General features: G+C 68.5%; 20 protein-coding genes. 5 read left to right on the forward strand and 15 right to left on the reverse strand.

The features are described from left to right. Positions 1 to 21: 21 nt before the first annotated feature. The 9 genes from EV640_RS01180 to rpmB all read right to left on the reverse strand — a co-directional run bounded on the left by EV640_RS01180 (position 22) and on the right by rpmB (position 7,522). Positions 22 to 498, reverse strand: coding sequence for a flavodoxin domain-containing protein (locus EV640_RS01180; RefSeq protein ID WP_133725537.1), 477 nt, complete (start codon positions 496 to 498; stop codon positions 22 to 24). A 94-nt stretch (positions 499 to 592) separates the two neighbouring features. Then, positions 593 to 2,587 (reverse strand): NHL domain-containing thioredoxin family protein, encoded by a 1,995-nt coding sequence (locus tag EV640_RS01185; protein WP_133725538.1) that lies wholly within the window; start codon positions 2,585 to 2,587, stop codon positions 593 to 595. Between the two features lie 27 nt (positions 2,588 to 2,614). Continuing rightward, a complete protein-coding gene (locus tag EV640_RS01190; protein ID WP_133725539.1) occupies positions 2,615 to 3,484 on the reverse strand; it encodes a hypothetical protein in 870 nt (289 codons plus the stop codon). Continuing rightward, positions 3,481 to 5,625, reverse strand: coding sequence for a bifunctional copper resistance protein CopD/cytochrome c oxidase assembly protein (locus EV640_RS01195; RefSeq protein WP_133725540.1), 2,145 nt, complete (start codon positions 5,623 to 5,625; stop codon positions 3,481 to 3,483). The genes EV640_RS01190 and EV640_RS01195 overlap by 4 nt, the downstream gene beginning before the upstream one ends. Continuing rightward, positions 5,622 to 5,885, reverse strand: a complete 264-nt coding sequence (locus tag EV640_RS01200) for a hypothetical protein (protein WP_036474462.1) — start codon at positions 5,883 to 5,885, stop codon at positions 5,622 to 5,624. The genes EV640_RS01195 and EV640_RS01200 overlap by 4 nt, the downstream gene beginning before the upstream one ends. Positions 5,886 to 6,060: 175 nt before the next feature. After that, positions 6,061 to 6,345 (reverse strand): HU family DNA-binding protein, encoded by a 285-nt coding sequence (locus EV640_RS01205; protein WP_036474622.1) that lies wholly within the window; start codon positions 6,343 to 6,345, stop codon positions 6,061 to 6,063. 465 nt (positions 6,346 to 6,810) lie between these two features. Further along, positions 6,811 to 7,116, reverse strand: coding sequence for a 30S ribosomal protein S14 (gene rpsN, locus EV640_RS01210; RefSeq protein ID WP_036474463.1), 306 nt, complete (start codon positions 7,114 to 7,116; stop codon positions 6,811 to 6,813). Between the two features lie 2 nt (positions 7,117 to 7,118). Continuing rightward, positions 7,119 to 7,286 (reverse strand): 50S ribosomal protein L33, encoded by a 168-nt coding sequence (gene rpmG / locus EV640_RS01215; protein ID WP_022872124.1) that lies wholly within the window; start codon positions 7,284 to 7,286, stop codon positions 7,119 to 7,121. Beyond that, entirely contained in the window at positions 7,286 to 7,522 is a 237-nt protein-coding gene (gene rpmB, locus EV640_RS01220; RefSeq protein WP_036474464.1) for a 50S ribosomal protein L28, read from the reverse strand. The genes rpmG and rpmB overlap by 1 nt, the downstream gene beginning before the upstream one ends. 363 nt (positions 7,523 to 7,885) lie before the next feature. Between rpmB and EV640_RS01225 the strand changes: the two genes are divergently transcribed. Further along, a complete protein-coding gene (locus EV640_RS01225; RefSeq protein ID WP_166645832.1) occupies positions 7,886 to 8,833 on the forward strand; it encodes a DMT family transporter in 948 nt (315 codons plus the stop codon). Here the strand turns inward: EV640_RS01225 and EV640_RS01230 are convergent. Both EV640_RS01230 and EV640_RS01235 read right to left on the reverse strand, forming a co-directional pair. Then, a complete protein-coding gene (locus EV640_RS01230; RefSeq protein WP_133725542.1) occupies positions 8,787 to 10,241 on the reverse strand; it encodes an amidase in 1,455 nt (484 codons plus the stop codon). The two genes, EV640_RS01225 and EV640_RS01230, sit on opposite strands and share 47 nt — an antisense overlap. Positions 10,242 to 10,323: 82 nt before the next feature. Beyond that, positions 10,324 to 11,328 (reverse strand): D-2-hydroxyacid dehydrogenase, encoded by a 1,005-nt coding sequence (locus EV640_RS01235; RefSeq protein WP_133725543.1) that lies wholly within the window; start codon positions 11,326 to 11,328, stop codon positions 10,324 to 10,326. Positions 11,329 to 11,446: 118 nt separating this feature from the next. Between EV640_RS01235 and EV640_RS01240 the strand changes: the two genes are divergently transcribed. The 3 genes from EV640_RS01240 to EV640_RS13645 all read left to right on the forward strand — a co-directional run bounded on the left by EV640_RS01240 (position 11,447) and on the right by EV640_RS13645 (position 14,672). After that, on the forward strand, positions 11,447 to 12,115 hold the full coding sequence (locus tag EV640_RS01240; protein WP_133725544.1) for a GntR family transcriptional regulator: 669 nt from the start codon (positions 11,447 to 11,449) through the stop codon (positions 12,113 to 12,115). Positions 12,116 to 12,166: 51 nt separating this feature from the next. Further along, positions 12,167 to 13,168 carry an aldo/keto reductase family protein gene (locus EV640_RS01245; protein ID WP_133725545.1) on the forward strand — a complete coding sequence of 334 codons (1,002 nt, stop codon included), beginning with the start codon at positions 12,167 to 12,169 and terminating at the stop codon, positions 13,166 to 13,168. Positions 13,169 to 13,460: 292 nt separating this feature from the next. Next, complete coding sequence (locus tag EV640_RS13645) at positions 13,461 to 14,672, forward strand: hypothetical protein (RefSeq protein ID WP_208292150.1); 1,212 nt, start codon at positions 13,461 to 13,463, stop codon at positions 14,670 to 14,672. A 9-nt stretch (positions 14,673 to 14,681) separates the two neighbouring features. Here EV640_RS13645 and EV640_RS01255 read toward each other — a convergent pair whose 3' ends face one another. Then, positions 14,682 to 15,266 carry an acyl-CoA thioesterase gene (locus EV640_RS01255; protein ID WP_036474470.1) on the reverse strand — a complete coding sequence of 195 codons (585 nt, stop codon included), beginning with the start codon at positions 15,264 to 15,266 and terminating at the stop codon, positions 14,682 to 14,684. A gap of 55 nt (positions 15,267 to 15,321) precedes the next feature. Beyond that, a complete protein-coding gene (locus tag EV640_RS01260) occupies positions 15,322 to 16,131 on the reverse strand; it encodes a winged helix-turn-helix transcriptional regulator (RefSeq protein WP_051500966.1) in 810 nt (269 codons plus the stop codon). A gap of 245 nt (positions 16,132 to 16,376) precedes the next feature. Here EV640_RS01260 and ald point away from each other — a divergent pair, with 245 nt between their 5' ends. Then, a complete protein-coding gene (ald, locus tag EV640_RS01265) occupies positions 16,377 to 17,489 on the forward strand; it encodes an alanine dehydrogenase (RefSeq protein WP_133725546.1) in 1,113 nt (370 codons plus the stop codon). Between the two features lie 31 nt (positions 17,490 to 17,520). Here the strand turns inward: ald and EV640_RS01270 are convergent, their stop codons facing one another. Further along, entirely contained in the window at positions 17,521 to 18,636 is a 1,116-nt protein-coding gene (locus tag EV640_RS01270; RefSeq protein WP_133725547.1) for an enoyl-CoA hydratase/isomerase family protein, read from the reverse strand. 90 nt (positions 18,637 to 18,726) lie between these two features. Beyond that, the gene (locus EV640_RS01275; protein ID WP_133725548.1) at positions 18,727 to 19,572 is read right to left on the reverse strand and encodes an HpcH/HpaI aldolase/citrate lyase family protein; all 846 of its coding nucleotides are present in this window, start codon (positions 19,570 to 19,572) and stop codon (positions 18,727 to 18,729) included. Positions 19,573 to 19,858 lie beyond the last annotated feature (286 nt).

Here is a 19,858-nt window from a genome sequence, read left to right on the forward strand (position 1 = left end):
GGACTGGAGGTGGGAACAGGATCAGCTCAGACCATAGGCGATGAGCGAGCCGGACCAGTCCTCGATCCCGGGCCAGTCACGGTAGTCCGCGTTCTCCGGCGCCTTGACCACCTTGAGCTGCAGCTTCTCGAAGAAGCTGAGCTTCTCGGCGTCGATGGCACCGCGGAAGTAGGTGACCTCACGGTACGGGTAGCTGCGCAGCGTCTCCGCCAGCTCGGGCTTGAGGCTGGGACCGCCGCCGGAGGCAAAGAGGAACAGCGGCTTGCCGCCGAGCTCGGTGCGATGCGCGTCGAGGAACATCTTCGCGGGCCCCCAGAGCTTGTCCCGGTAGACCGGCAGCCCCATGACCACGTTGTCTGTCTCGAAGAGCCACTGCCCGGCCTCGGAGACGTCCTTGACGTGGGCGGAGACGCCCCGGTTCTTCAGCGTGGCGGCGATATGCTCGCCGATCTCCGCGGTGGACCCGTGTTTGCTCGCAACAACGACCATCGTGGTCATGGTTCATCCGCCCTCTCGCAGAAACTATGGTGCTGATCTGAGCCTATCAACGCCGGTGGCGCTGTGGGAGCGCCGGTACCACCGAGCTGCCAGATCACCGAACTCCGCGCAGGTCCAGGGTCAGCTCGCTCTGCGCGCCGGCCTCGAGCGTGACCGGGATGCCCCAGTCCTGCTGATAGAGGTGGCAGGCGGCATGCATCGGGATCTCTTCTCCGGGTGCACCATCGCAGGCCGCAGCCCGGGCCGTGATGTGCAGGACGCCCTCGGTGACCTCCGGGTTCAGCCGCAGCGTGCGGCGCAGCCCCTCGGAGTTCCCGGCGCCCTCGATCAGCAGATGCTCCGGGGAGGAGGAGACCTTCAGCTGGGTGGGGTCACCCCAACGGTCATCGAGCTTCTGACCTGTGGGAGCGGAGAAGCCGATGGACAGCGAGAACTCCCCCGGTGCCACCGCGGTGGCCGGGCGCTGGCTCTGCGCGGCGCCCTCATCCACGGTGAGGTACTCCTGGGGCACCGCGATGCGGACCAGCTCGTGGGCGTTGGTCTCCACCACCAGCAGGCTGGTGCCGTCGGCGTCGAGCAGCACGTCGGAGGGCTCCTTGAGTCCGCGTGCCACGGTGGAGACGCTGGCGGCCACGGTGGTGCCGTCCGCGGCCAGGTGCTCGCCGCGGTAGCGCCGGATTGCGCCGTTATAGGTGTCGGCCAGCAGCACCGAACCGTCCGGCAGTGCGGTCACCCCGAGAGGGTGCTGCAGCCGGGCCTGCTCGGGGGCGCCGTCGCGGAACCCGAAGTCGAAGAGCCCCTCGCCGATGAGCGTCTCCACGGCCGGGGCCGCTGCCTCGTCCTTGGCAGCTGCGGCGCTCGCGCCGGTGCGCAGCACACGCAGCGAGGAGGTCTCGGAGTCGGCGATCCAGAGGTCCCCGGCGGCGTCCTCGGTGAGTCCGGAGGTCTGGGCGAACCAGGCCTGATCGGCGTCGCCGTCGAGCAGGCCCTCGAGCCCGGTGCCGGCGAAGATCGAGAGCTCCCCGGTGACCGGGTCGAAGGTGAAGATCTGATGCGTCCCGGCCATGGCGATGACCACCAGGCCCAGGGTCTCGGACCACAGCACGTCCCAGGGCGAGGACAGCGAGACGTGGCGCGGGTCGGTGCCCAGGCTGCCGGACTCCACGGCGCCGGTCCGGGCGCGCTCGGCGTCGAGCAGCCGCTGCACGCCGTTGCCGGCCAGAGTGGTGACCTCTCCGGTCTCGGCGTTGATCCCGCGCAGCCGGTGGTTGACCGTATCGGCGACCACGATGTCGTAGCCGACCTGCTGGGCCAGCTCCGCGGGAAGCACGGTCAGTCCCTGCGGCTCGTTGAACCGGGCGGAGTCCGGGTCGCCGTCGTGATGACCCTTCTGCAGGTCCTCTCCCCCGCCCCAGGACCGGACCACGGTCGCCAGGTCCGAGTCGAGCTCCACGATCCGGTGATGACCGGTGTCAGAGACCAGGAAGTGACCTTGCGCGGCCTGGGATCCCCCCAGGTCGCGGGCGACCGGGATGGCCTTGCCCGGGAAGCGCAGGGTGCGCGAGACCGGCTCGGGCGGCACATACGGGCCGTCGCCGCGGTGCAGCGTTCCTTTGGCCTCGTGCTCGGTGACCAGCTCCTCGACCAGTGAGGTCAGCCCGGCCACGTGGCCCTCGCCGGCGAGGTTCGCGGCGATGTAGCCCTCCGGGTCGATGACCACCAGGGTCGGCCAGGCGCGCGCCGAGTAGGCCTGCCAGGTCACCAGGTTCGGATCATCCAGGACCGGGTGGGCGATCTCGTAGCGCTCGACGGCGGCGGCGAGCGCGTCGGGATCGGCTTCGTGCTCGAACTTCGGCGAATGCACGCCCACGGTGACCAGGACGTCGCTGAAGCGCTGCTCCAGCGGGCGCAGCTCGTCGAGCACATGCAGGCAGTTGATGCAGCAGAAGGTCCAGAAGTCCAGAATGACGATCTTCCCGCGCAGATCCTGCAGCGAGACGTCCTTGCCGCCGGTGTTCAGCCAGCCCCGCCCCAGGAGCTCGGAGGCGCGCACCCGCTCGGCACGGCGAATCGTCTCGGTCTGCGTCATGCGGGATCTCCCTTGAGTCGTGCCTGGCTATTCTGCGGTCTCCAGCGCGGCGGAGGCTTCCGCGGCGATGGCCTCGGCGATGGAGGTGAACTCCGCCGAGCCAGCCGCCTCACCCCCGGTGAAGGAGACCATGATGATGTCATCATCCACCTGCGTGAACAGGATCTGGGCGTGAGTTGTTCCATCATCGCCGCTGCGCTGCCAGGAGTACGCCACGGTGTTCTCCGCCTGCTCGGCAGGGACCTCTGCCTGCTCCTGCAGGTCCGGCTCCTCGATGCGCAGCACGTAGTCGAGCCCGTCCAGGGTGAACTCGGTGTCCTGACAAGACTCGAGCAGCTCCGCGACGTTCTCCAGATGCTCGGCCACCCGCTCCCGGTCGGCCTCCCCGTCCAGCGTGGCCAGCTCGATGGATCCGACCCCGGAGAAGCTCTCGGCGAAGTAGTCCGCGCGCACGCTCTCCTCACCGAGCAGCAGCGGGGAGAAGTCGACCGCCGCCAGCGGCTGCGCGCAGGACTCGGGACTCACCTCCACCTCCGGGTCCTCCCCGGCCAGGGAGTTCTCCTCGAGCAGCTCTCGATAGGATGCGGCGACCTCGTCAGAGACGAATCCCTGTTCGGCGAAGCCGAAGCTCGCGGCGCGCTGCGCCCCCTGCGCGGCGGCACCGATCAGCCGGTCCGGGGCACTCAGATCCGCGGCACCCGCGGCCCCCGCGCCGTCGCCGGTTCCGTCGCCCGCTCCCTCGCCCTCGGCGTCCGGGTCGCTCTCACCCTGGCCGACCCCGGCGTGGTCGGCGTCATCCGGCGCCGCCTCCTGCGGATCTGCCCCGCAGGCGCCCAGCAGAAGCACCGCGATGAGCCCGGCGCCGGTCACGGGCAGCCGAAGCCTCGATGATGTCATCGTGGTCCGTCCCGTTCCGCCATCTCAGCAAACATGTCGTTGTAGTCGTTGAGCTCCGCATCCCCGGTGCGGTCAGCCTCGCGGTCCAGCCGCTTGGTCTCTCGCTTGTCCTCACGGGACCAGATGACCCCGGCGACGAAGGACATCAGGATCGCCGGGATCTCGCCCAGCGCCCACATCAGCTCGCCGCCGCTGCGCTGATCCTCCAGCGCGGTGAATCCCCAGTCATAGCCCATGTTTCCGAACCAGGCGGCCTGGATCAGCTGATCCGAGCTGGTCATCGCCACGGCCAGGAAGGCGTGGAACACCATGGTGGCCAGAAGGATGATCAGCCGCATCGGGTGCGCGGGCCGGGCCGGCAGCGGATCCTGCCCGATCAGCACCAGCGCAAAGATGTATCCGGTGGCCAGGAAGTGGAAGATCATCAGCTCATGACCCACGTGGAACTCCAGCACGAGTCCGAAGATCGGGGTGTAGTAGAAGATCAGCAGCGAGCCGGCGAAGTTCACCGCCGCGACGATCGGGTTGGTGACGATCTTAGAGAAGCGGGAGTGCACCAGCCAGAGGATCCATTCGCGCGGGCCGCGGGTACCGTCGGTGCGCACATCCAGCGCGCGCAGCGCCAGCGTCACCGGGGAGCCCATCACCATGAAGATCGGAGCGACCATGGTCAGGGTCATGTGCTGGATCATGTGTCCGGAGAACAGCACCATCCCGTAGACCGCTGGACCGCCGGAGGTGACCCAGAGCAGAACCAGCAGCCCGAAGAGCCAGCTGGCCGCGCGCAGCAGCGACCAGGAGTCCCCGCGCCGGCGCATCCGCAGCATCGCGAGCACGTACCAGGCGGCCAGGAAGACGACGATCGCGACCCACAGCCAGTCCGGGCGCCAGAGGGTCAGCCAGAGAGTCCCGCTGGGCTCAGGCGGCAGGTCATAGCCGGTGAGCAGCCGGGCCGGGGTGGCGTCCGGGGGAAGGTCCTGGGGCACCGGCGGGGCGGTGCGGCCCAGGATCGCGCTGACCCCGATGACCGCAGCCATGATCGCGACCTCCACCAGGATCAGCTGGAAGAGCAGCCCCGCAGGACGCGCGCCGCTGCTCAACCGGGGAATGATCCAGGACCGGTGCATCCACCCGATGGCCGCAAGGGCCAGGGTGGCCAGCAGCTTCGCGGAGATCATCAGGCCATAGCTGGTGGAGGTGAGCTGCCCCAGCATCTCGATGCGCAGGCTCGCGTTGATGACCCCGGAGGCAGCCACGGTGAGCAGCGCCAGCCCGGCCAGGGCCGAGTAGCGCCGGAGCAGCGTCTCGGTCATGCCGGGCGCCTGCTTCGGACCCCTGCGCTGCGCCTCGGAGTCGCCTCCGGCGCCGGGTCGCTGCGGGTCCGCGGCGTCGGGGCTCAGCGCCGGGCCGAGCAGCGCCAAGACCACCAGACCACCGACCCAGATCACGACGCCGAGCAGGTGCAGTCCCAGCGAGTTGACCGCCGCGTAGTGGTCATCGCCGGAGGCGGAGTGCCCGACCAACGCCATCGGCAGGATCGAGGTGAGTCCGAGCACCGCGATGAAGAACAGCCCGCCCGGTGCGCGCACGGCGGTGACCAGGGTGGTGAAGACGGCGGCGATCAGCACCACCGCGGCCCAGGCCTGTCCGGTGGCGATGGACTGCACGTAGCCGAAGAATCCGGCGGCGAAGGAGTCCGAGGCGGAGAGCTCGAGTCCGGAGAGCGAGGAGAAGCTCAGCACCAGCACGGCCACGGCCGCCACCGTCCAGACCACGCCGGCCAGTCCGGCGATCTGCAGGGTCCGGGTGAAGAGCGGATGTTCCGCGGCGGGAGACTGGTCGTCCTGCAGCTTCTTGCGGCGCCGCGGACCGGCCTGGGGCGGCACCGCGACGGCGGCCAGGATGACCGCGGCGATCGCGGTGGCCATGGCGAGGTGGTGGACGAACCGGGCGATAGGCAGCCCCCACCGGGTCAGCGCACCGGGGTCCGAGAGTTCACCGGGGTCATTGACGCCGCTGAGCACGCCCGTGACGATCAGGGCCAGCAGGCCCGCACAGAGCGCCGCCGCGGTCAGTGACAGCGGAGCGGTCCAGAAGCGATCCGGCGTCTGGCGCTGGAGCGTGGGCGCGGAGCTGCTCACGCGCCGTCGTCCCGTCGTGGGTCTGGATCCTGCCGAGGGTCCTGCCGGGGGTTTTTCCGGGGAGCCTTCCGGGGGCCGTCCGTCTCAGTGCCCTGCTGGGACTGCTCCTGCCAGCGTGCCGAGTCCTGCATCTTGCGTCGGGCCAGCACGATGACCAGCACGAGCAGGAGCAGGCTGCCGATGCCGAAGACCAGCGGTGCCCAGTCGGGCAGCTCGGGCGCGGCAGGTGCGGCCGCGGTGAATGCGAGTGGGACTGTCATGGCGGGGCTGCACCTTCCTTGGGCCTTCGGGGCTTGGGCGTGAAACGATTCTACGCCGCGTAGAAGACCCGGCGCAGACGACGTCGGCCCCTCGCCCGCGTCTTGGGGCGAGGGGCCGACGTCGTCAGCTGGGCCGCGACGGCTCCGTGTCACACGGTGCCGCGGCTCATCAGGCTCATTTGCCGGTGGCAGCGGCCTTCAGCTTGGAACCGGCGGAGAGCTTCACGGAGTAGCCCTCCGGGATCTGGATGGTCTCACCGGTCTGCGGGTTGCGTCCGGTGCGGGCGGCGCGCTTGGTGCGCTCCACGGCCAGCCAACCGGGAATGGTGACCTTCTCGCCCTTGGAAACCTGCTCGGTGAAGACCTCGAAGACTGAATCCAGCACGCCGTTGACGGCGGCCTGGGAATTTCCGGACTTCTCTGCGACTGCTGCGACGAGCTCGCTGCGGTTCAGTGCCATGTGTTTGTCCTCCTGGACGTATTCGGTGGCAGTCCCCGGCATGACCTGCACGGTGTGTGCTGCCGGCGCGATGTTCTGCGTCGACGGAGCGGTCATGCCGCGTGGGGCTTTCAGAACGGCAACTTACCACGCAGGCACTGCGGAACCAGCATGGAACCGCGTGATCCTGGGCCAGAACGCCGCATTTCCCGTTGCGCGAACCCTCCGGAGGACCATTTGAACGGGTGATATGAACAATAGGCCGTCGAACAAAAAACCACCCGCGGGAGGGCTGATGCTGTTCCTCCAGGGGGTGAGGAACAGCAGCCTCCGCGCGGGTGGCGGTCTTTGTGAAGCTCGACCGTGGGAACGCTCGAGCTTCGGGTCCAATCTACAGCAGAATGTGTATTGGACAACCACTGACGGGGTGGGTCACTCGGAAGTGACCCACCCCGTCAGCGAGGATTCCGCTTCAGCCTCGGCTGATCACCAGGAAGACTTGGTGATGCCGGGAAGCTCACCCTTGTGAGCCATGTCGCGGAAACGGATGCGCGAGATGCCGAACTTCTGGAAGGTGCCGCGAGGGCGACCATCGATGGAGTCCCGGTTGCGCACGCGGATCGGGGAAGCATCGCGGGGAAGCTTCTGCAGACCCACGCGAGCTGCCTCACGGTCCTCGTCCGAGGCGTTGGGATCAACGAGGGTCTTCTTGAGCTGCAGACGCTTCTCGGCGTAGCGCTCAACGATGACCTTGCGCTGTTCGTTCTTTGCGATCTTGGATTTCTTGGCCATGATCAGCGCTCCTCTCGGAAGTCGACGTGCTTGCGAACGACCGGATCGTACTTCTTGAGCACGATGCGGTCGGGGTTGTTGCGGCGGTTCTTACGGGTCACGTAGGTGAACCCGGTGCCTGCCGTCGACTTCAGCTTGATGATGGGACGTACGTCCTTGTCCTTGGCCATTAGAGCTTCTCACCCTTCTCGATCAGCTCGGCAACGACAACGTCGATGCCGCGGACGTCGATGGTCTTGATGCCCTTGACGGACAAGGTCAGCGTCACATTGCGTCCCAATGAAGGAACCCAGTAGCGCTTCTTCTGGATGTTCGGGTCGAACCGGCGCTTGGTGCGCCGATGCGAGTGGGAGATCGAGTTGCCGAACTGCGGCCCCACTCCGGTCACCTGGCAACGTGCTGCCATGATCACTCCTCTTGCGTAAGTACGTGAATGTATACGGGCGGTCCCCGATTCTGGGTCCCGCCACCAGCTATGACACCGTTACTTGCGAGGACGGACCAGGCTGGGTGAGATCCAACCGAAGTGTCTTCTCATTCGTCCAGCGAAACGCCGGACGGACGGTGGTGCTTGATGTGGTGCACTGGAATCCAGGCTTCACAACCGCCGCGCTGCTTTCCGGCGCCGATACCCATGCAGCCCCCGCTCCAAGAGGACACGCATGTGCACAGCGCAGCACGGCTTGCGACTGTCTATGCTAGCCGGGGCGCGGCCATTCGGCAAAGCGGGTGAGCGGCCGGGGTGATCAGCGGCGGTACAGTCATGGCCGTGACTGCGAATCAGGGCGTGACCCAGGACCATGGCGTGACCCCGGACGCCGCCCGCACCCGTTCGGTGCTTCCGGTGGCGGCCATCATCGCCACGGTGCTCATGTGGGCCTCCTCCTTCGTTCTGATCCGGTTCTCCGCCGGGGAGCTCTCCCCCGGGCCGCTCGCGCTGCTGCGGCTGCTCGCCGGAGCGGCGACGCTGAGCATCCTGCTGCTCTGGGTCCGGCGCGGAAGGCTGCACCGGCCCACCCGGGCGGCGCTTCTGCTGACCGCGCTGTTCGGGGTGATCTGGTTCGCGCTCTACACCGTGGTGTTCAACCTCGCCGGGCACTACATCGACGCCGGAACCATCGCGATGGTGGTCAATCTCGCCCCGCTGATGGTCGGCGTCGGGGCCGTGGTGTTCTTCAAGGAGTCCTTCTCCACTCGGCTCTTCCTCGGCATGGTGGTCTCGCTGTGCGGCATCGGACTGATCACCGTGGCCGGCTCCACGGGCCAGCTGGCCCTGGCCGGGCTGGGCATCGCGCTGATCGCCGCGTTCCTCTATGCCGCCGGCATGCTGATCCAGAAGCTGGCGCTGCGGCACACCGATCCGCTGACCGCCACCTGGCTGGCCTGCGCCGCGGGCACGATCGCGCTGCTGCCCTTCCTCGGCGTCACCTGGGCCGAGCTGCAGACCACCTCGACACCGGTGGTCCTGGGCGCGATCTATATGGGGATCGGTCCCACCGCGCTGGGCTTCTGGTTCTGGGGCTATGCGATGAACCACTTCCCCACCGGCAAGGTGGCCGCCAGCACGCTGGCGGTCCCGGCCGTCGTCGTGGTGATGTCCTGGCTGACGCTCGGCGAGATCCCGCCGCTTCTGGGGATCATCGGCGGCGCCGTGACGCTGACCGGTGTGGCTATCGCACAGCTTCGCCGGCCCGGCCGACCCGCGCGAGCGGGCTGACCGGTGCGCTGAACTTCTCCCCGCTGGCCAGCTCATAGGCTCGGGCCGCGCGCAGCACCGAGCGATCCTTGGTCCGCGCTGCGACGATCTGCAGCCCCACGGGAAGCCCGGCGCCGGTGAGCCCGCAGGGCACCGAGACAGCGGGCTGCTGGGTCATGTTGAACGGGATGGTGTAGGGGGTCCAGCTGGTCCACAGGTCCGAGGGCCAGCCCTCCGGGGCCTGGCGGCTTGCATCGAAGGCGGGGATCGGCATGGTGGGGGTCACCAGCAGGTCGTACTTCTGGTGGAAGGCTCCCATCCGCACACCCATGTCCATGCGCACCCCGGTGGCGATGAGGTAGTCCAGCGCCGAGGCGTCGGCGTACTGCTGGATCCCGGCGCGCAGTCCCGGGTCGACCTGTTCCAGTGCGCCCGGGCCGTAGGCCTCCAGCACCTTCGCCGCACCGGTGAACCAGAGCACGTGGAAGGCCTCCACGGGATCCGTGATGTCGGGATCGACCTGCTCCACCTCGGCGCCGAGCGAGGCCAGCAGTGCCACCGCCTCATCCACCCGTGCCTGGACCTCGGGATCGTTGGAGCCGAAGCCCAGAGTCGGCGAGTAGCCGATCCGCACCCCGGCCAGGGAGCCGCCGTCGACCTCGAGGTCGGCGAGCTCCGCCGAGAAGGGGCGCGTCTGTGAGGGCAGCGCGGACCAGTCGCGGGCGTCGAATCCGGCGATCACATCGAGCAGCAGCGCGGTGTCGGTCACGGTGCGCGCCATCGGCCCGGCATGGGCAAGGGTCCCGAAGGGGCTTGCCGGGTACATCGGCACGGTGCCGTAGGTGGCCTTGATTGCGACGGTGCCGGTGAACGCCGCCGGAATCCGCACCGATCCGCCGCCGTCGGTCCCCACCGCCCAGGGGCCCATTCCGGCGCCGACCGCGGCCGCGGCTCCGCCGGAGGAGCCTCCGGAGGTCAGCGCGGGGTCCCAGGGATTGGTGGTCGCGCCGAAGCGCAGCGAGTCAGTGGTGCCCTTCCAGGCGAACTCCGGGGTTGTGGTCTTGCCCAGCAGCACCGCGCCGGTCTCGCGCAGCCGCGCCACACAGGGAGCGTCATAGTCCCAGGGGCCTGCCTCGTCGATCAACCGGCTGCCGCGCAGCGTGGGCCAGCCCACGGTCGGGAAGATGTCCTTGATCGAGGTGGGCACCCCGTCTCCGGGGCCCCGCGTCTCCCCGGAGGCCCAGCGCTGGGCCGAGCCCCGGGCGGAGTCCAGGGCCGATTCGCGGTCCACCAGCACGAAGGCGTTGAGCGCGCCGTTGTGCGCGTCGATCCGGTCCAGGGCAGCCTCGGTGGCATCCACCGGGGTGAAGTCGCCGGTGCGGTATCCCGCGAGAAGCTCGACGGCGGTCAGGTCAGCAAGGTGCGCCATGCGCCCCTCCTCAAGCTCTGGAGTCCGAAGACTCGTCTGGTGCAACAGGATGGATGGGTGGATCCCGGTTCAGCGTCTTGATTCAGTGCCGCGGGACGTATCCCTTGGCGGTGTCCACGATGTTCCTCAGCTCCGCTCCGTCGAGCCAGCGTCGCGCGTTCTGCACAAACTGCTCCGCGAGCGCCGTGCGCCAGCCGAGCACGTCTCCGGACATATGAGCGGAGATGGTGACGGAGTCCATCGTCCACAGCGGCGAGTCCGTCGGCAGCGGCTCCTGGGCGAAGACGTCGAGGGTGGCACGCCCGAGGTCCCCGTCCTGGAGCGCCTGGACCAGCGCCGCCTCGTCCACAGATTCCCCGCGACCGATGTTGATCAGGTGGGCGCCGGGGCGCACTGCGGCCAGGGACTGCTCGCCGATCAGACCGGTGGTCTGCGCGGTCAGCGGCGCGGCATTGATGATGTGGTCGAATCCACCGATGTGACTCGGCAGGTCCGCGCTCTGCACCACGGTCCCGAAGTCTGGGTCCTGCTCTCGGGCGGTCCGCCCGGCGCCGGTGACCAGGATCCCGACCGCGCGCAGCAGCCGCGCCGTCTCGCGCCCGATGGCACCTGTGCCGATGATCAGCGCGCTGGTGCCCTGCACCTGCTGCGTCTCGCGGTGCACCCACCGGCGGTTCTGCTGGTGACGCAGACTCGCCGCGAAGTCCTTGGCGTGAGCGAAGATCGCGGCCAGCACGTACTCCGCGATCGGACGGTCGAAGATGCCCTGCGCGTTGGTCACAGTGACCTCCGATCGGCGCAGGTCCTCAAACATCAGCGTATCCACCCCCGCAGCCGCGACGTGGATCCACTCCAGAGAGTCGGCCTGCGGCCAGGCCTGCTGCACCGCCGGGGAGAAGAAGTCCCAGAGGAACAGCGCCTGTGCCCCCTCAAGGGCGGAGCCGAGTCCCGCGGCATCGGTGTACCTGACCTCGGCCAGGCCTTCGATCGGTTCGAGCCCCTCGGGCCGCTGAAGCTGGTCTGGGTCCTGGGTCTCCGCCTCAGCGCGGGGACACAGCACCGTGATGATCGGTCTCGCTGCGGTCATGCTCACCTGCCTGTTTCTGGCCCGTGGTCTCGGCCCGTCTCTGGTCTGCTGACCTATCATCTTCAGGTGCGGCTATGCTATGAATACCCGTGAAGATTGTCAACAATCCGGAGATATCATGAGCGTCGCGCCCGGCTTCCAGCCCGTCCACCGAGAGTCCACCTCCGCGCTGATCACCCGCCAGCTGCGCGAGGGGATCATGCGCGGCACGCTGCCCGCAGGCACCCAGCTCTCCGAGGTCAGCTTGGCGGCGGAGTTCGGCGTGAGCCGCGGCCCGCTGCGTGAGGCCATGCAGCGCCTGGTCCAGGAGGGACTGGTGCGCAGCGAACTCAATCGCGGACTCTTCGTCAAGGAGCTGGACGAGGCGGAGATCCGAGACCTCTACCTGACCCGCACCGCGATCGAGACCGCCGCGGCACGCGCGGTGGCCCACGGCGAGACGGTGACCCAGAGCCTGGAACGCCTCCGCGCCCGGGCGACGGCGATGGCAGAGGCCGCGGCCGCCGAGGACCTGCAGGCGCTGGCAGATGCGGACTTCGCGTTCCACGAGGAGCTGGTCAACCTGGCCGGGAGCCCCCGGCTGCACCGAGTCCACGAGACCCTGATGGTGGAGACCAGGATGTGCCTGACGGCGCTGCAGGGGACCTATTTCGACCCCGAGGACCAGGTCGCGGAACACTCACGCATCGTCGAGGCCATCGCGGCCGGCGATGACGCCGCGATGGTGCGCGAGATCGAGGAGCACATGCAGGAGGCCCTGGATCGCCTGGTCAGAGCGACCCGTTGAGCCCTGCACACACCCATGGTCCTGCGCCGCGGTCGGAGATAGGGTCGGAGGATGGAATTCAGATATCTCGGACATTCAGGACTGAAGATCTCAGAGATCACCTACGGCAACTGGTTGACCCATGGCTCGCAGATCGAGAACGATGTGGCCACCCAGTGCGTCCACGCCGCGCTGGACGCCGGGATCACGACCTTCGACACCGCTGACGTCTACGCCAACACCGTGGCCGAACAGGTCCTCGGCGATGCCCTCGCCGGGCAGCGCCGGGAGTCCCTGGAGATCTTCACCAAGGTCTACTTCCCCACCGGCCCCAAGGGCCACAATGACACCGGACTCTCCCGCAAACACATCCTGGAATCGATCAACGGTTCCCTGACCCGACTGGGCACCGACTACGTCGATCTCTATCAGGCGCACCGCTATGACTACGAGACGCCGCTGGAGGAGACCATGCAGGCCTTCGCCGACGTGGTTCGCTCCGGCAAGGCGCTCTACATCGGGGTCTCGGAGTGGAACGCCGAGCAGCTGCGTGCGGGACACGCGCTGGCCAAGGATCTGGGCGTGCAGCTGATCAGCAACCAGCCGCAGTACAACATGCTCTGGCGCGTGATCGAGCCCGAGGTGGTCCCGGCCTCCGAGGAGCTCGGCATCTCGCAGATCGTCTGGTCACCCATCGCCCAGGGCGTCCTGACCGGGAAGTATCTGCCGAATCAGCCCGCTCCGGACGGCTCCCGCGCCTCGGACCAGGAGGCTGGAAAGTTCATCGAGCGGTACATGGGTGACGAGATCCTCACCGCGGTGCAGAACCTCAAGCCGATCGCCGCAGATCACGGCCTGGATCTCGCGCAGCTGGCCGTGGCATGGGTGCTGCAGAACCCCAACGTCGCCTCGGCGCTGGTCGGCGCGTCCCGCCCGGAGCAGATCTCCGGCAACGTCGCGGCCGCCGGCGTCCGTCTCGACGATGCGGCGATGCATGCCATCGACGCGGTGATCGGTGATCTGTCCGAACAGGATCCCCGTCTGACCAAGTCACCCGAGACGCGCATCGGCTGACCCCCGGGTCTCTCGACGCTCCGAGACGCAGGCGGCACCCAGCCCGCCCGGCCGCGCACCGGCCGCGCACCGGCCGCGCACCGAATGGTGCCGCATGGGTGCCGCCTGCGTCTCAGGATTCGGAAGTCTTTACCGTTTCGTTATGAAAATGCGAGTCCGAACCGTAGACTGGTCGCTGGATTGAAGACATGGACAGCCGCCTGAACATGGGCGCAGCTACACACCGGTGCGGGGGCGGATCTGAATGAGACGAGGAGCACGGTGGGTCGGCCCACTCTGCTGCACGGCCCTGGTGAGCACCGCGCTCCTGGCAGGATCCACAGCAGCCGTCGCGACCGGCGAAGAGGCACCTGAGACCTCCGCCTCCCCCACGCCTGCACCCGCTCCAGAGCAGCTGGACCCGACGACGGGCCCCACGGATGCGCCAGAGCAGCTGGACCCGACGACGGGCCCCACGAATGCGCCAGAGCCGACCGGACTCGGCATCCCTGATCCGGAACCCACGGAGCCGCAGCCCACCGAGCTCGAGCCCACGGAGCCCGAGCCCACCGAGCCGCTCCCCACAGCCCCCGAGCCCTCCGAGCCTGAACCCACCGAGCCGCTCCCCACAGCCCCCGGGCCCACTGATCCTGGGCCCACGGACCCCGGGACCCCTGAGCCGGAACCCGAACCTGAGCCTGAGCCTGAGCCTGAGCCGGAGCCCGAACCTGAGCCCACAGAACAAGAGGCTCCGCCGTCGTTCCCCACCGATCCGGAGCAGCCGAGCCCCGCGCCGACCCAGGCTGAGTCCTACCTCAGCTGCGGCTCCGCCTTTGCGGCTCCGGGGCAGACCGAGACCCTGCGCCTGCAGATGAGCAGCGGGCTGACCGACCTCACGGTCGGCACGAGCCTGACCGGTGCAACCATCTGGGTCGAGGACGGAGTGGTCTATTACCAAGCGCCGTCACCGCTGCCGCCGGGCGCTTCGCAGGATGACTTCTCGATCCGGGGGCTCACCCCGAGCGGGGAACGGGTCTCCGACCGATGCAACATCGGACTGCAGTCCAGCGCTGAAGGCGCTGAGGGCCTGCCACAGTCGACCCCGCCCCAGCCGAGCGCGCCTGAAGAGCCCTCCACAGCTGAGGACATCGAGGCGCCGGGCACACCCGAGACCTCAGCGGCACCGGAGTCCACCGAGACCCCGGGCACCGCGAGCACACCCGCGGAGTCCGAGGAGACCTTCAGCGGCCCCCCGATCCCAGGAATGCCCGACTACTCGCTGCCCCAGCCTGGACTGCCCAGCGCCGCCCCCTCGGCGTCGGACTCGCAGCCGACCCCAGACCCCGAGACGGCCGGTGACTCAGGGCAGGAAGCGAACTCCGGGCAGGAGGATGACTCCGAGCTGGCCGTGACCGGACTGAGCACTCTGCACGCGTTCACCGCCGTCGTTCTGGCACTCTTCGCCATCCTTGCTGGTGCCGCCGCGGTGATCCTGGCCGCTCGCCGGTCACACTCGCCCCGCTGAGCCGCTGCTTCAGGACTGCCCCGCGGCGCGGGAACTCTGCTCCCAGGTGTTGGGAGCAGGCTTCCGGGCGGCTGGAAGTGCCGCATCGCGCCGCCAGGAATGAAGCTCATCGCTCACCGTGAGATCCTCGGGCACCTCATGACCGAGTTCCCGGATGGCCCCGAGGATATCGGCATTGGACACCGGCCCGGCACTGGAGAGCAGTCGACCCGCAACATGGGCCCGCACGTAGATCTCACCGTCGACCACTGCTCGCTGCTCGAAGTAGAAGCACTTCTCGTCGAAGCCGATCATCCGGGTGTGGATCTCGAACCGCTTCATGAACGTGACCGAGCGTCGGAAGGTGATCTGTTCGGACTGGACCACCGGGGACCATCCGCGGCTGCGCATCTGCGCCCAGAGTCCGCAGCGAGCCATCAGATCAAATCGACCCAGGTCAAAGAGCGAGAAGTACTGGCCGTTGTTGATGTGCAGCGCGATGTCGACGTCGGTGGGCAACGCGCGCAGCGTGAGCACCGAGGATTCCCAGGGAGTCATAGAGGGGCGACGGCGGGCGCGGAGCAGCACCAGGAGGGTGCGGAAGATCACATGCATAGGAGCAGTCTGCCATAAGCTACCGACTGGTAATAAGTCGGCCGCCGCCCGCCCTTCAGGGCGAGCCGGCGGAGGACGCCGAGGTCAGGCCGGAGGGCCCGTGCTCGGCGGGGCGCAGCACGTAGCCGGCGCCTCGAACCGTGTGGATCATCCGGGGCATGTCGGCCTCGATCTTCTTGCGCACATAGGAGATGTAGAGCTCCACGATGTTGGCCTGTCCGGCGAATTCGTACTCCCAGACCTGCTGCAGGATCTCGGCCTTGGGGAGCACCGTCCTGGCATGACGCATCAGCAGCCGAAGCAGACGAAACTCGGTGTCTGAGAGGTCGATGTCTCGGCCGCCGCGGCGCACGGTGCGCGCGGCAGTGTCCAGCTCGAGATCCCCGACCAGCAGGCGCTCCCCCTCGGCGCGTTCCGGGAGCCGTGCCGTGATGAAGTGAAGCCGACGCAGCGCCTCGTCGACCGAGATGGGTCCCGCCATGTGGTCGTCCCGCGGGCGCACGGTCTCGAGCAGTCTCTGCAGATCGACGTCGGCGTCGAACCAGTGCAGCACCGCAGAGGGGTCGGTGCCCGCGCGCAGATCCTCCAGGACCTTCTCGCCATCGCTGACCCGCCTGCTGGAGCGCGCGTCCATCACGAAGAGCTCCGGGGCATCGACCTGCAGCGCCTGCCGGGCAGTCTCCGCGCTCGACGCGAGCAGCACCTTCACGTCGATCCCACGCAGCCGCTGACACAGCTCTGAGGCCGCCGGGGATGGCCCGCCGAGGATGAGCACCGGCGAGGAGATCAACAGCGCGGCCGGCGCTGGGGGCGGCGACGCCGTCGGGAGCCCGTGCAGCGGCCCGGAACTGGACTCACCCGCCATCGCACCTCCCGCATCGCTGAACCAAACTGCCTCCTCAGGACGTGGCAGATGTCCAGGAACTCTACAGACTGCCAAGCTCTGAGCCTAGGGTGAAGCCCCAGACTCAACAACAGCTTGACCCCTGAGGCCTCCAGAGCCGGCGCGGGTTTCATGAAAGACTGGACTCGGTGACTGACATCACCCCTGATCTGTCACCGGTTCACCGCAGCGCACCCGCCCCATCCGGCACTTATCGAGGAGAACAGATGATCATCGGAGTCCCCGCCGAAGTGAAGAACAACGAGTTCCGCGTGGCCCTGACCCCGGCCGGCACGGTGGACCTCACCGCCCGTGGACACCGGGTGCTGATCGAGAGCGGAGCCGGCACCGGCTCCGGCTTCACCGATCATGACTTCCGCGCCGCTGGCGCCGAGATCATCGGCGGCGCCGATGAGGTCTGGGAGCAGGCGGAGATGGTCCTCAAGGTCAAGGAGCCGCAGGCCGAGGAGTTCCCGCGGATGCGCGAGGGACAGATTCTCTTCACCTACCTGCACCTCGCGGCAGAGCCCGCCTGCGCCCGCGCGCTGCAGGAACGCGGCGTCACCGCGATCGCCTACGAGACCGTCACCGGCACCCATGGCCTGCCGCTGCTGGCCCCGATGAGCGAGGTCGCCGGACGACTGGCCCCCCAGGTGGGCGCCTATCACCTGATGCACTCCCAGGGCGGTCCCGGCATCCTGATCGGCGGTGTTCCCGGCGCGCGTCCGGCGAAGGTCGTGGTCATCGGCGGCGGCAAGGCCGGAGAGCAGGCGGCTCTGACTGCGCTGGGCATGGGCGCCGACGTGACCGTGCTGGACCTGAACATCGAACGTCTCCGGGAGCTCTCCGCGCTCTCCGGGCGCGGGCTGACCACCCTGGCCTCGAACACCCTGACCCTGACCGAAGAGGTCGCGGCCGCGGACCTGGTGATCGGTTCGGTGCTGGTCCCCGGAGCGACCGCACCGAAGCTGGTGACCCGTGAGATGGCCGCAGCCATGCGTCCGGGCTCGGTGCTGGTGGACATCGCCATCGACCAGGGCGGCTGCTTCGAAGGGTCGCGTCCCACCACCCACGCTGATCCGACCTTCACCATCGGCGAGCAGATCTACTACTGCGTGGCGAACATGCCCGGCGCGGTGCCGCACACCTCCACCGCTGCGCTGACGAACTCCACGCTGCGCTTAATCTTCGCCCTGGCGGACAAGGGCTGGAAGCAGGCGCTGCGCGAGGACCCACACCTGGCCAACGGCCTCAATGTGCACGCCGGGGACCTCACCAACGCCCCGGTGGCCGAGGCACTGGGGGCGCGGTACCGCGCCCTGGCCGACGTGCTGGCCTGACCGGCTCCCGACCGCCAGCGGCTCAAGCGCCTCAGAGGCTCTGGCGGTCGGCGAGCCGGTGCCCCGGCACCGCGGTGAAGTAGGTCTCCACGAGCTCGGCATCCACCTCGTGGATCTCGGCGGGGCTCCAGCGCGGAGCCCGGTCCTTGTCGATGATCTGCGCCCGGATGCCCTCGCGGAAGTCCGAGGAGCGCAGCATGTGCACCGCGATGGTGAACTCGGCCTGGAGCGCGACGGGCAGCGTGAGCTCCTCGGCGTCCCGGATGGCGCGATGCGCGACCTTCAGCGAGACCGGAGACTTCTCTCGCAGCGACTTCGCGGCGGCCGCCGCGGCCTCCTGGCTCACAGCGAGCTCACCCAGCCGCTGAAGCACCCCCTCCACGCTCGGTTCGGCGTAGGCCTGGTCGATCCAGCCGCGCGAACTCTCCAGCGTCGAGGCTGCGGAGCTGCGGGTGAAACGGGGCAGCACCGCCTCCACCGGCTCGGCGCTCAGCGCCTGGGTCAGCTCCGGCAGCCTCTCACCCGAGACCTCGACGTCGGCGAGGCCCAGCGCGATCGCGTCGGCGGCGTCCAGATGCGATCCGGTGAGCCCTGCGTGCAGCCCCAGCTGGCCCGGCGCCCGGGAGAGCAGCCAGGTGCCTCCGACGTCCGGACAGAATCCGATCGTGGTCTCGGGCATCCCGGCGCGGGTGCGCTCGGTGACGATCCGATGCGAGCCGTGGGCGGAGACTCCGATGCCGCCGCCGAGCACCAGGCCGTCCATCAGTGCGATATAGGGCTTGGGATACTCGGCGATGGCGAGGTTGAGCGCATACTCGTTGGCCAGGAACGTCTCGCTGGCGAATTCGGCGGCGTATCCGGGAACGCCTGTCGGCAGGATCCCGCCGCCGTCCTGCTTCTGCAGCGCGACCATCTCCTGGTAGAGGCTGGCGACGTCCCCGCCGGCGCAGAGCCCGCGATCTCCGGCGCCGCGGATGAGCACCTGGAGCACCCGATCATCCTCGGCCCAGTCCTGAAGCTGTACGAGCATGGACTCACACATCAGCTGGGTCAGCGCATTGACCGCCCGGGGGCGATTCAGCGTGATGATGCCGAGGTGTCCGCGCAGCTCAAAGGCCACATCGCCGGTATACGTCTCCCTGCCCATGTGAGCGAGGTTACACGGGGTGGGCGCATCTGGCCCAACAGAGCTCTCAGAGAGAGTCTCGCGGCACGCGTCAGACCCGCAGAGGGAGGATCAGGCGTTCCAGAGACCGTAGGAGTCCGCCAGGGAGGCGATCTTCTGAGCGCGTGCCAGGCGCGGGAGGTAGGAGCCGTCGCCGATGGAGCCGCCGGCCTCGTGAGCCTCGATCAGCTCACGGGCCCAGTTCAGCTCATCCGCCGACGGCGCCAGTCCGGTGTTGATGTGCTCGACCTGGGCCCGGTTGAGCGAGAGCTTGCCGGTCATGCCCATGCTGGCGGTGACCTGGCAGGCTTCGCCCGTCTGCTCCGGGTCGGCATCTGCGGCCGTCGGGCCGTCGATGGCGCCGGGGAGTCCGCCGACGCGCGAGGCGATCACCAGGCGTGCCCGGGCATAGGCCAGCGCCATGGGATCGGCGGAGACTCCGACGTCCTTGCGGAAGTCATTGGTGCCGAAGGCCAGCCGGAAGGTGCCCGGGGCCGAGGCGATCTGCGTGGCGTTCTCCACCCCGAGGGCGGACTCGATGAGCGCGATCACCGGGGTGCCGGCACGCAGGCGCATGGCGGTGTAGGTCACCTGCTCGGGGTGCTCGGTCTCGGCCAGCATCACTCCGCGCAGCCCCTCGGCGCGCGAGAGGGCTGCCAGGTCGGCCTCCCAGTGCTCGGAGGTGGTGGGGCTGACCCGCACCCAGGCCGTCATCCCGCCGTTGAGCGCGCGCAGCACCGCCTCGCGGGCCACGACCTTCCCATCATCGGGGACCGAAGCCTCCAGATCGAAGATCACCGAATCGGCCTCGCTGGCCAGCCCTGGAGCGAAGTCCTGCTCCCTGGAGGCGTTGATCAGCAGCCACGAGCGGGAGAGTTTGGCGGGCAGCGCGGCCGCGCGACGGTTCCGGATGGGCATTTCCCCAGCCTACCGGAGAAGCCCGGGACGACTGGCGGCGGGTGGCATGGGTCACCGCTGGGCCACCGGCAGCCCGGGAGCAGCTCTGGACCCCAGGGTTCAGAGGTGTTGACATCGGCGTGAACGGACCCCAAACTTGAGACGGTTGAACTTCAAGTTTGAAATACATCACTTGGACTTCGATTCCGGACGCGGTTTCAGGTTCCCCCGAATCACCTGGCCGACGTCGCCCCGTGGGGAGGAACTGCTGGCTGGGTGCAGGACTGCCACCCCTGTCTGCACCCGG

This window comes from Nesterenkonia aurantiaca, assembly GCF_004364585.1.
Lineage (GTDB): Bacteria > Actinomycetota > Actinomycetes > Actinomycetales > Micrococcaceae > Nesterenkonia > Nesterenkonia aurantiaca.

Coding starts and splice junctions, on each gene's coding strand:
- EV640_RS01180 (WP_133725537.1), bottom strand. CDS start 498: ATGACCACGATGGTCGTTGTTGCGAGCAAACACGGGTCCACCGCGGAG.
- rpmB (WP_036474464.1), bottom strand. CDS start 7,522: ATGGCAGCACGTTGCCAGGTGACCGGAGTGGGGCCGCAGTTCGGCAAC.
- EV640_RS01260 (WP_051500966.1), bottom strand. CDS start 16,131: ATGGCGGGTGAGTCCAGTTCCGGGCCGCTGCACGGGCTCCCGACGGCG.
- rpsN (WP_036474463.1), bottom strand. CDS start 7,116: ATGGCCAAGAAATCCAAGATCGCAAAGAACGAACAGCGCAAGGTCATC.
- ald (WP_133725546.1), top strand. CDS start 16,377: ATGATCATCGGAGTCCCCGCCGAAGTGAAGAACAACGAGTTCCGCGTG.
- EV640_RS01270 (WP_133725547.1), bottom strand. CDS start 18,636: ATGGGCAGGGAGACGTATACCGGCGATGTGGCCTTTGAGCTGCGCGGA.
- EV640_RS01255 (WP_036474470.1), bottom strand. CDS start 15,266: ATGCATGTGATCTTCCGCACCCTCCTGGTGCTGCTCCGCGCCCGCCGT.
- EV640_RS01205 (WP_036474622.1), bottom strand. CDS start 6,345: ATGGCACTGAACCGCAGCGAGCTCGTCGCAGCAGTCGCAGAGAAGTCC.
- EV640_RS01240 (WP_133725544.1), top strand. CDS start 11,447: ATGAGCGTCGCGCCCGGCTTCCAGCCCGTCCACCGAGAGTCCACCTCC.
- EV640_RS01200 (WP_036474462.1), bottom strand. CDS start 5,885: ATGACAGTCCCACTCGCATTCACCGCGGCCGCACCTGCCGCGCCCGAG.
- EV640_RS01275 (WP_133725548.1), bottom strand. CDS start 19,572: ATGCCCATCCGGAACCGTCGCGCGGCCGCGCTGCCCGCCAAACTCTCC.
- EV640_RS01190 (WP_133725539.1), bottom strand. CDS start 3,484: ATGACATCATCGAGGCTTCGGCTGCCCGTGACCGGCGCCGGGCTCATC.
- EV640_RS01230 (WP_133725542.1), bottom strand. CDS start 10,241: ATGGCGCACCTTGCTGACCTGACCGCCGTCGAGCTTCTCGCGGGATAC.
- rpmG (WP_022872124.1), bottom strand. CDS start 7,286: ATGGCCAAGGACAAGGACGTACGTCCCATCATCAAGCTGAAGTCGACG.
- EV640_RS01235 (WP_133725543.1), bottom strand. CDS start 11,328: ATGACCGCAGCGAGACCGATCATCACGGTGCTGTGTCCCCGCGCTGAG.
- EV640_RS01185 (WP_133725538.1), bottom strand. CDS start 2,587: ATGACGCAGACCGAGACGATTCGCCGTGCCGAGCGGGTGCGCGCCTCC.
- EV640_RS01245 (WP_133725545.1), top strand. CDS start 12,167: ATGGAATTCAGATATCTCGGACATTCAGGACTGAAGATCTCAGAGATC.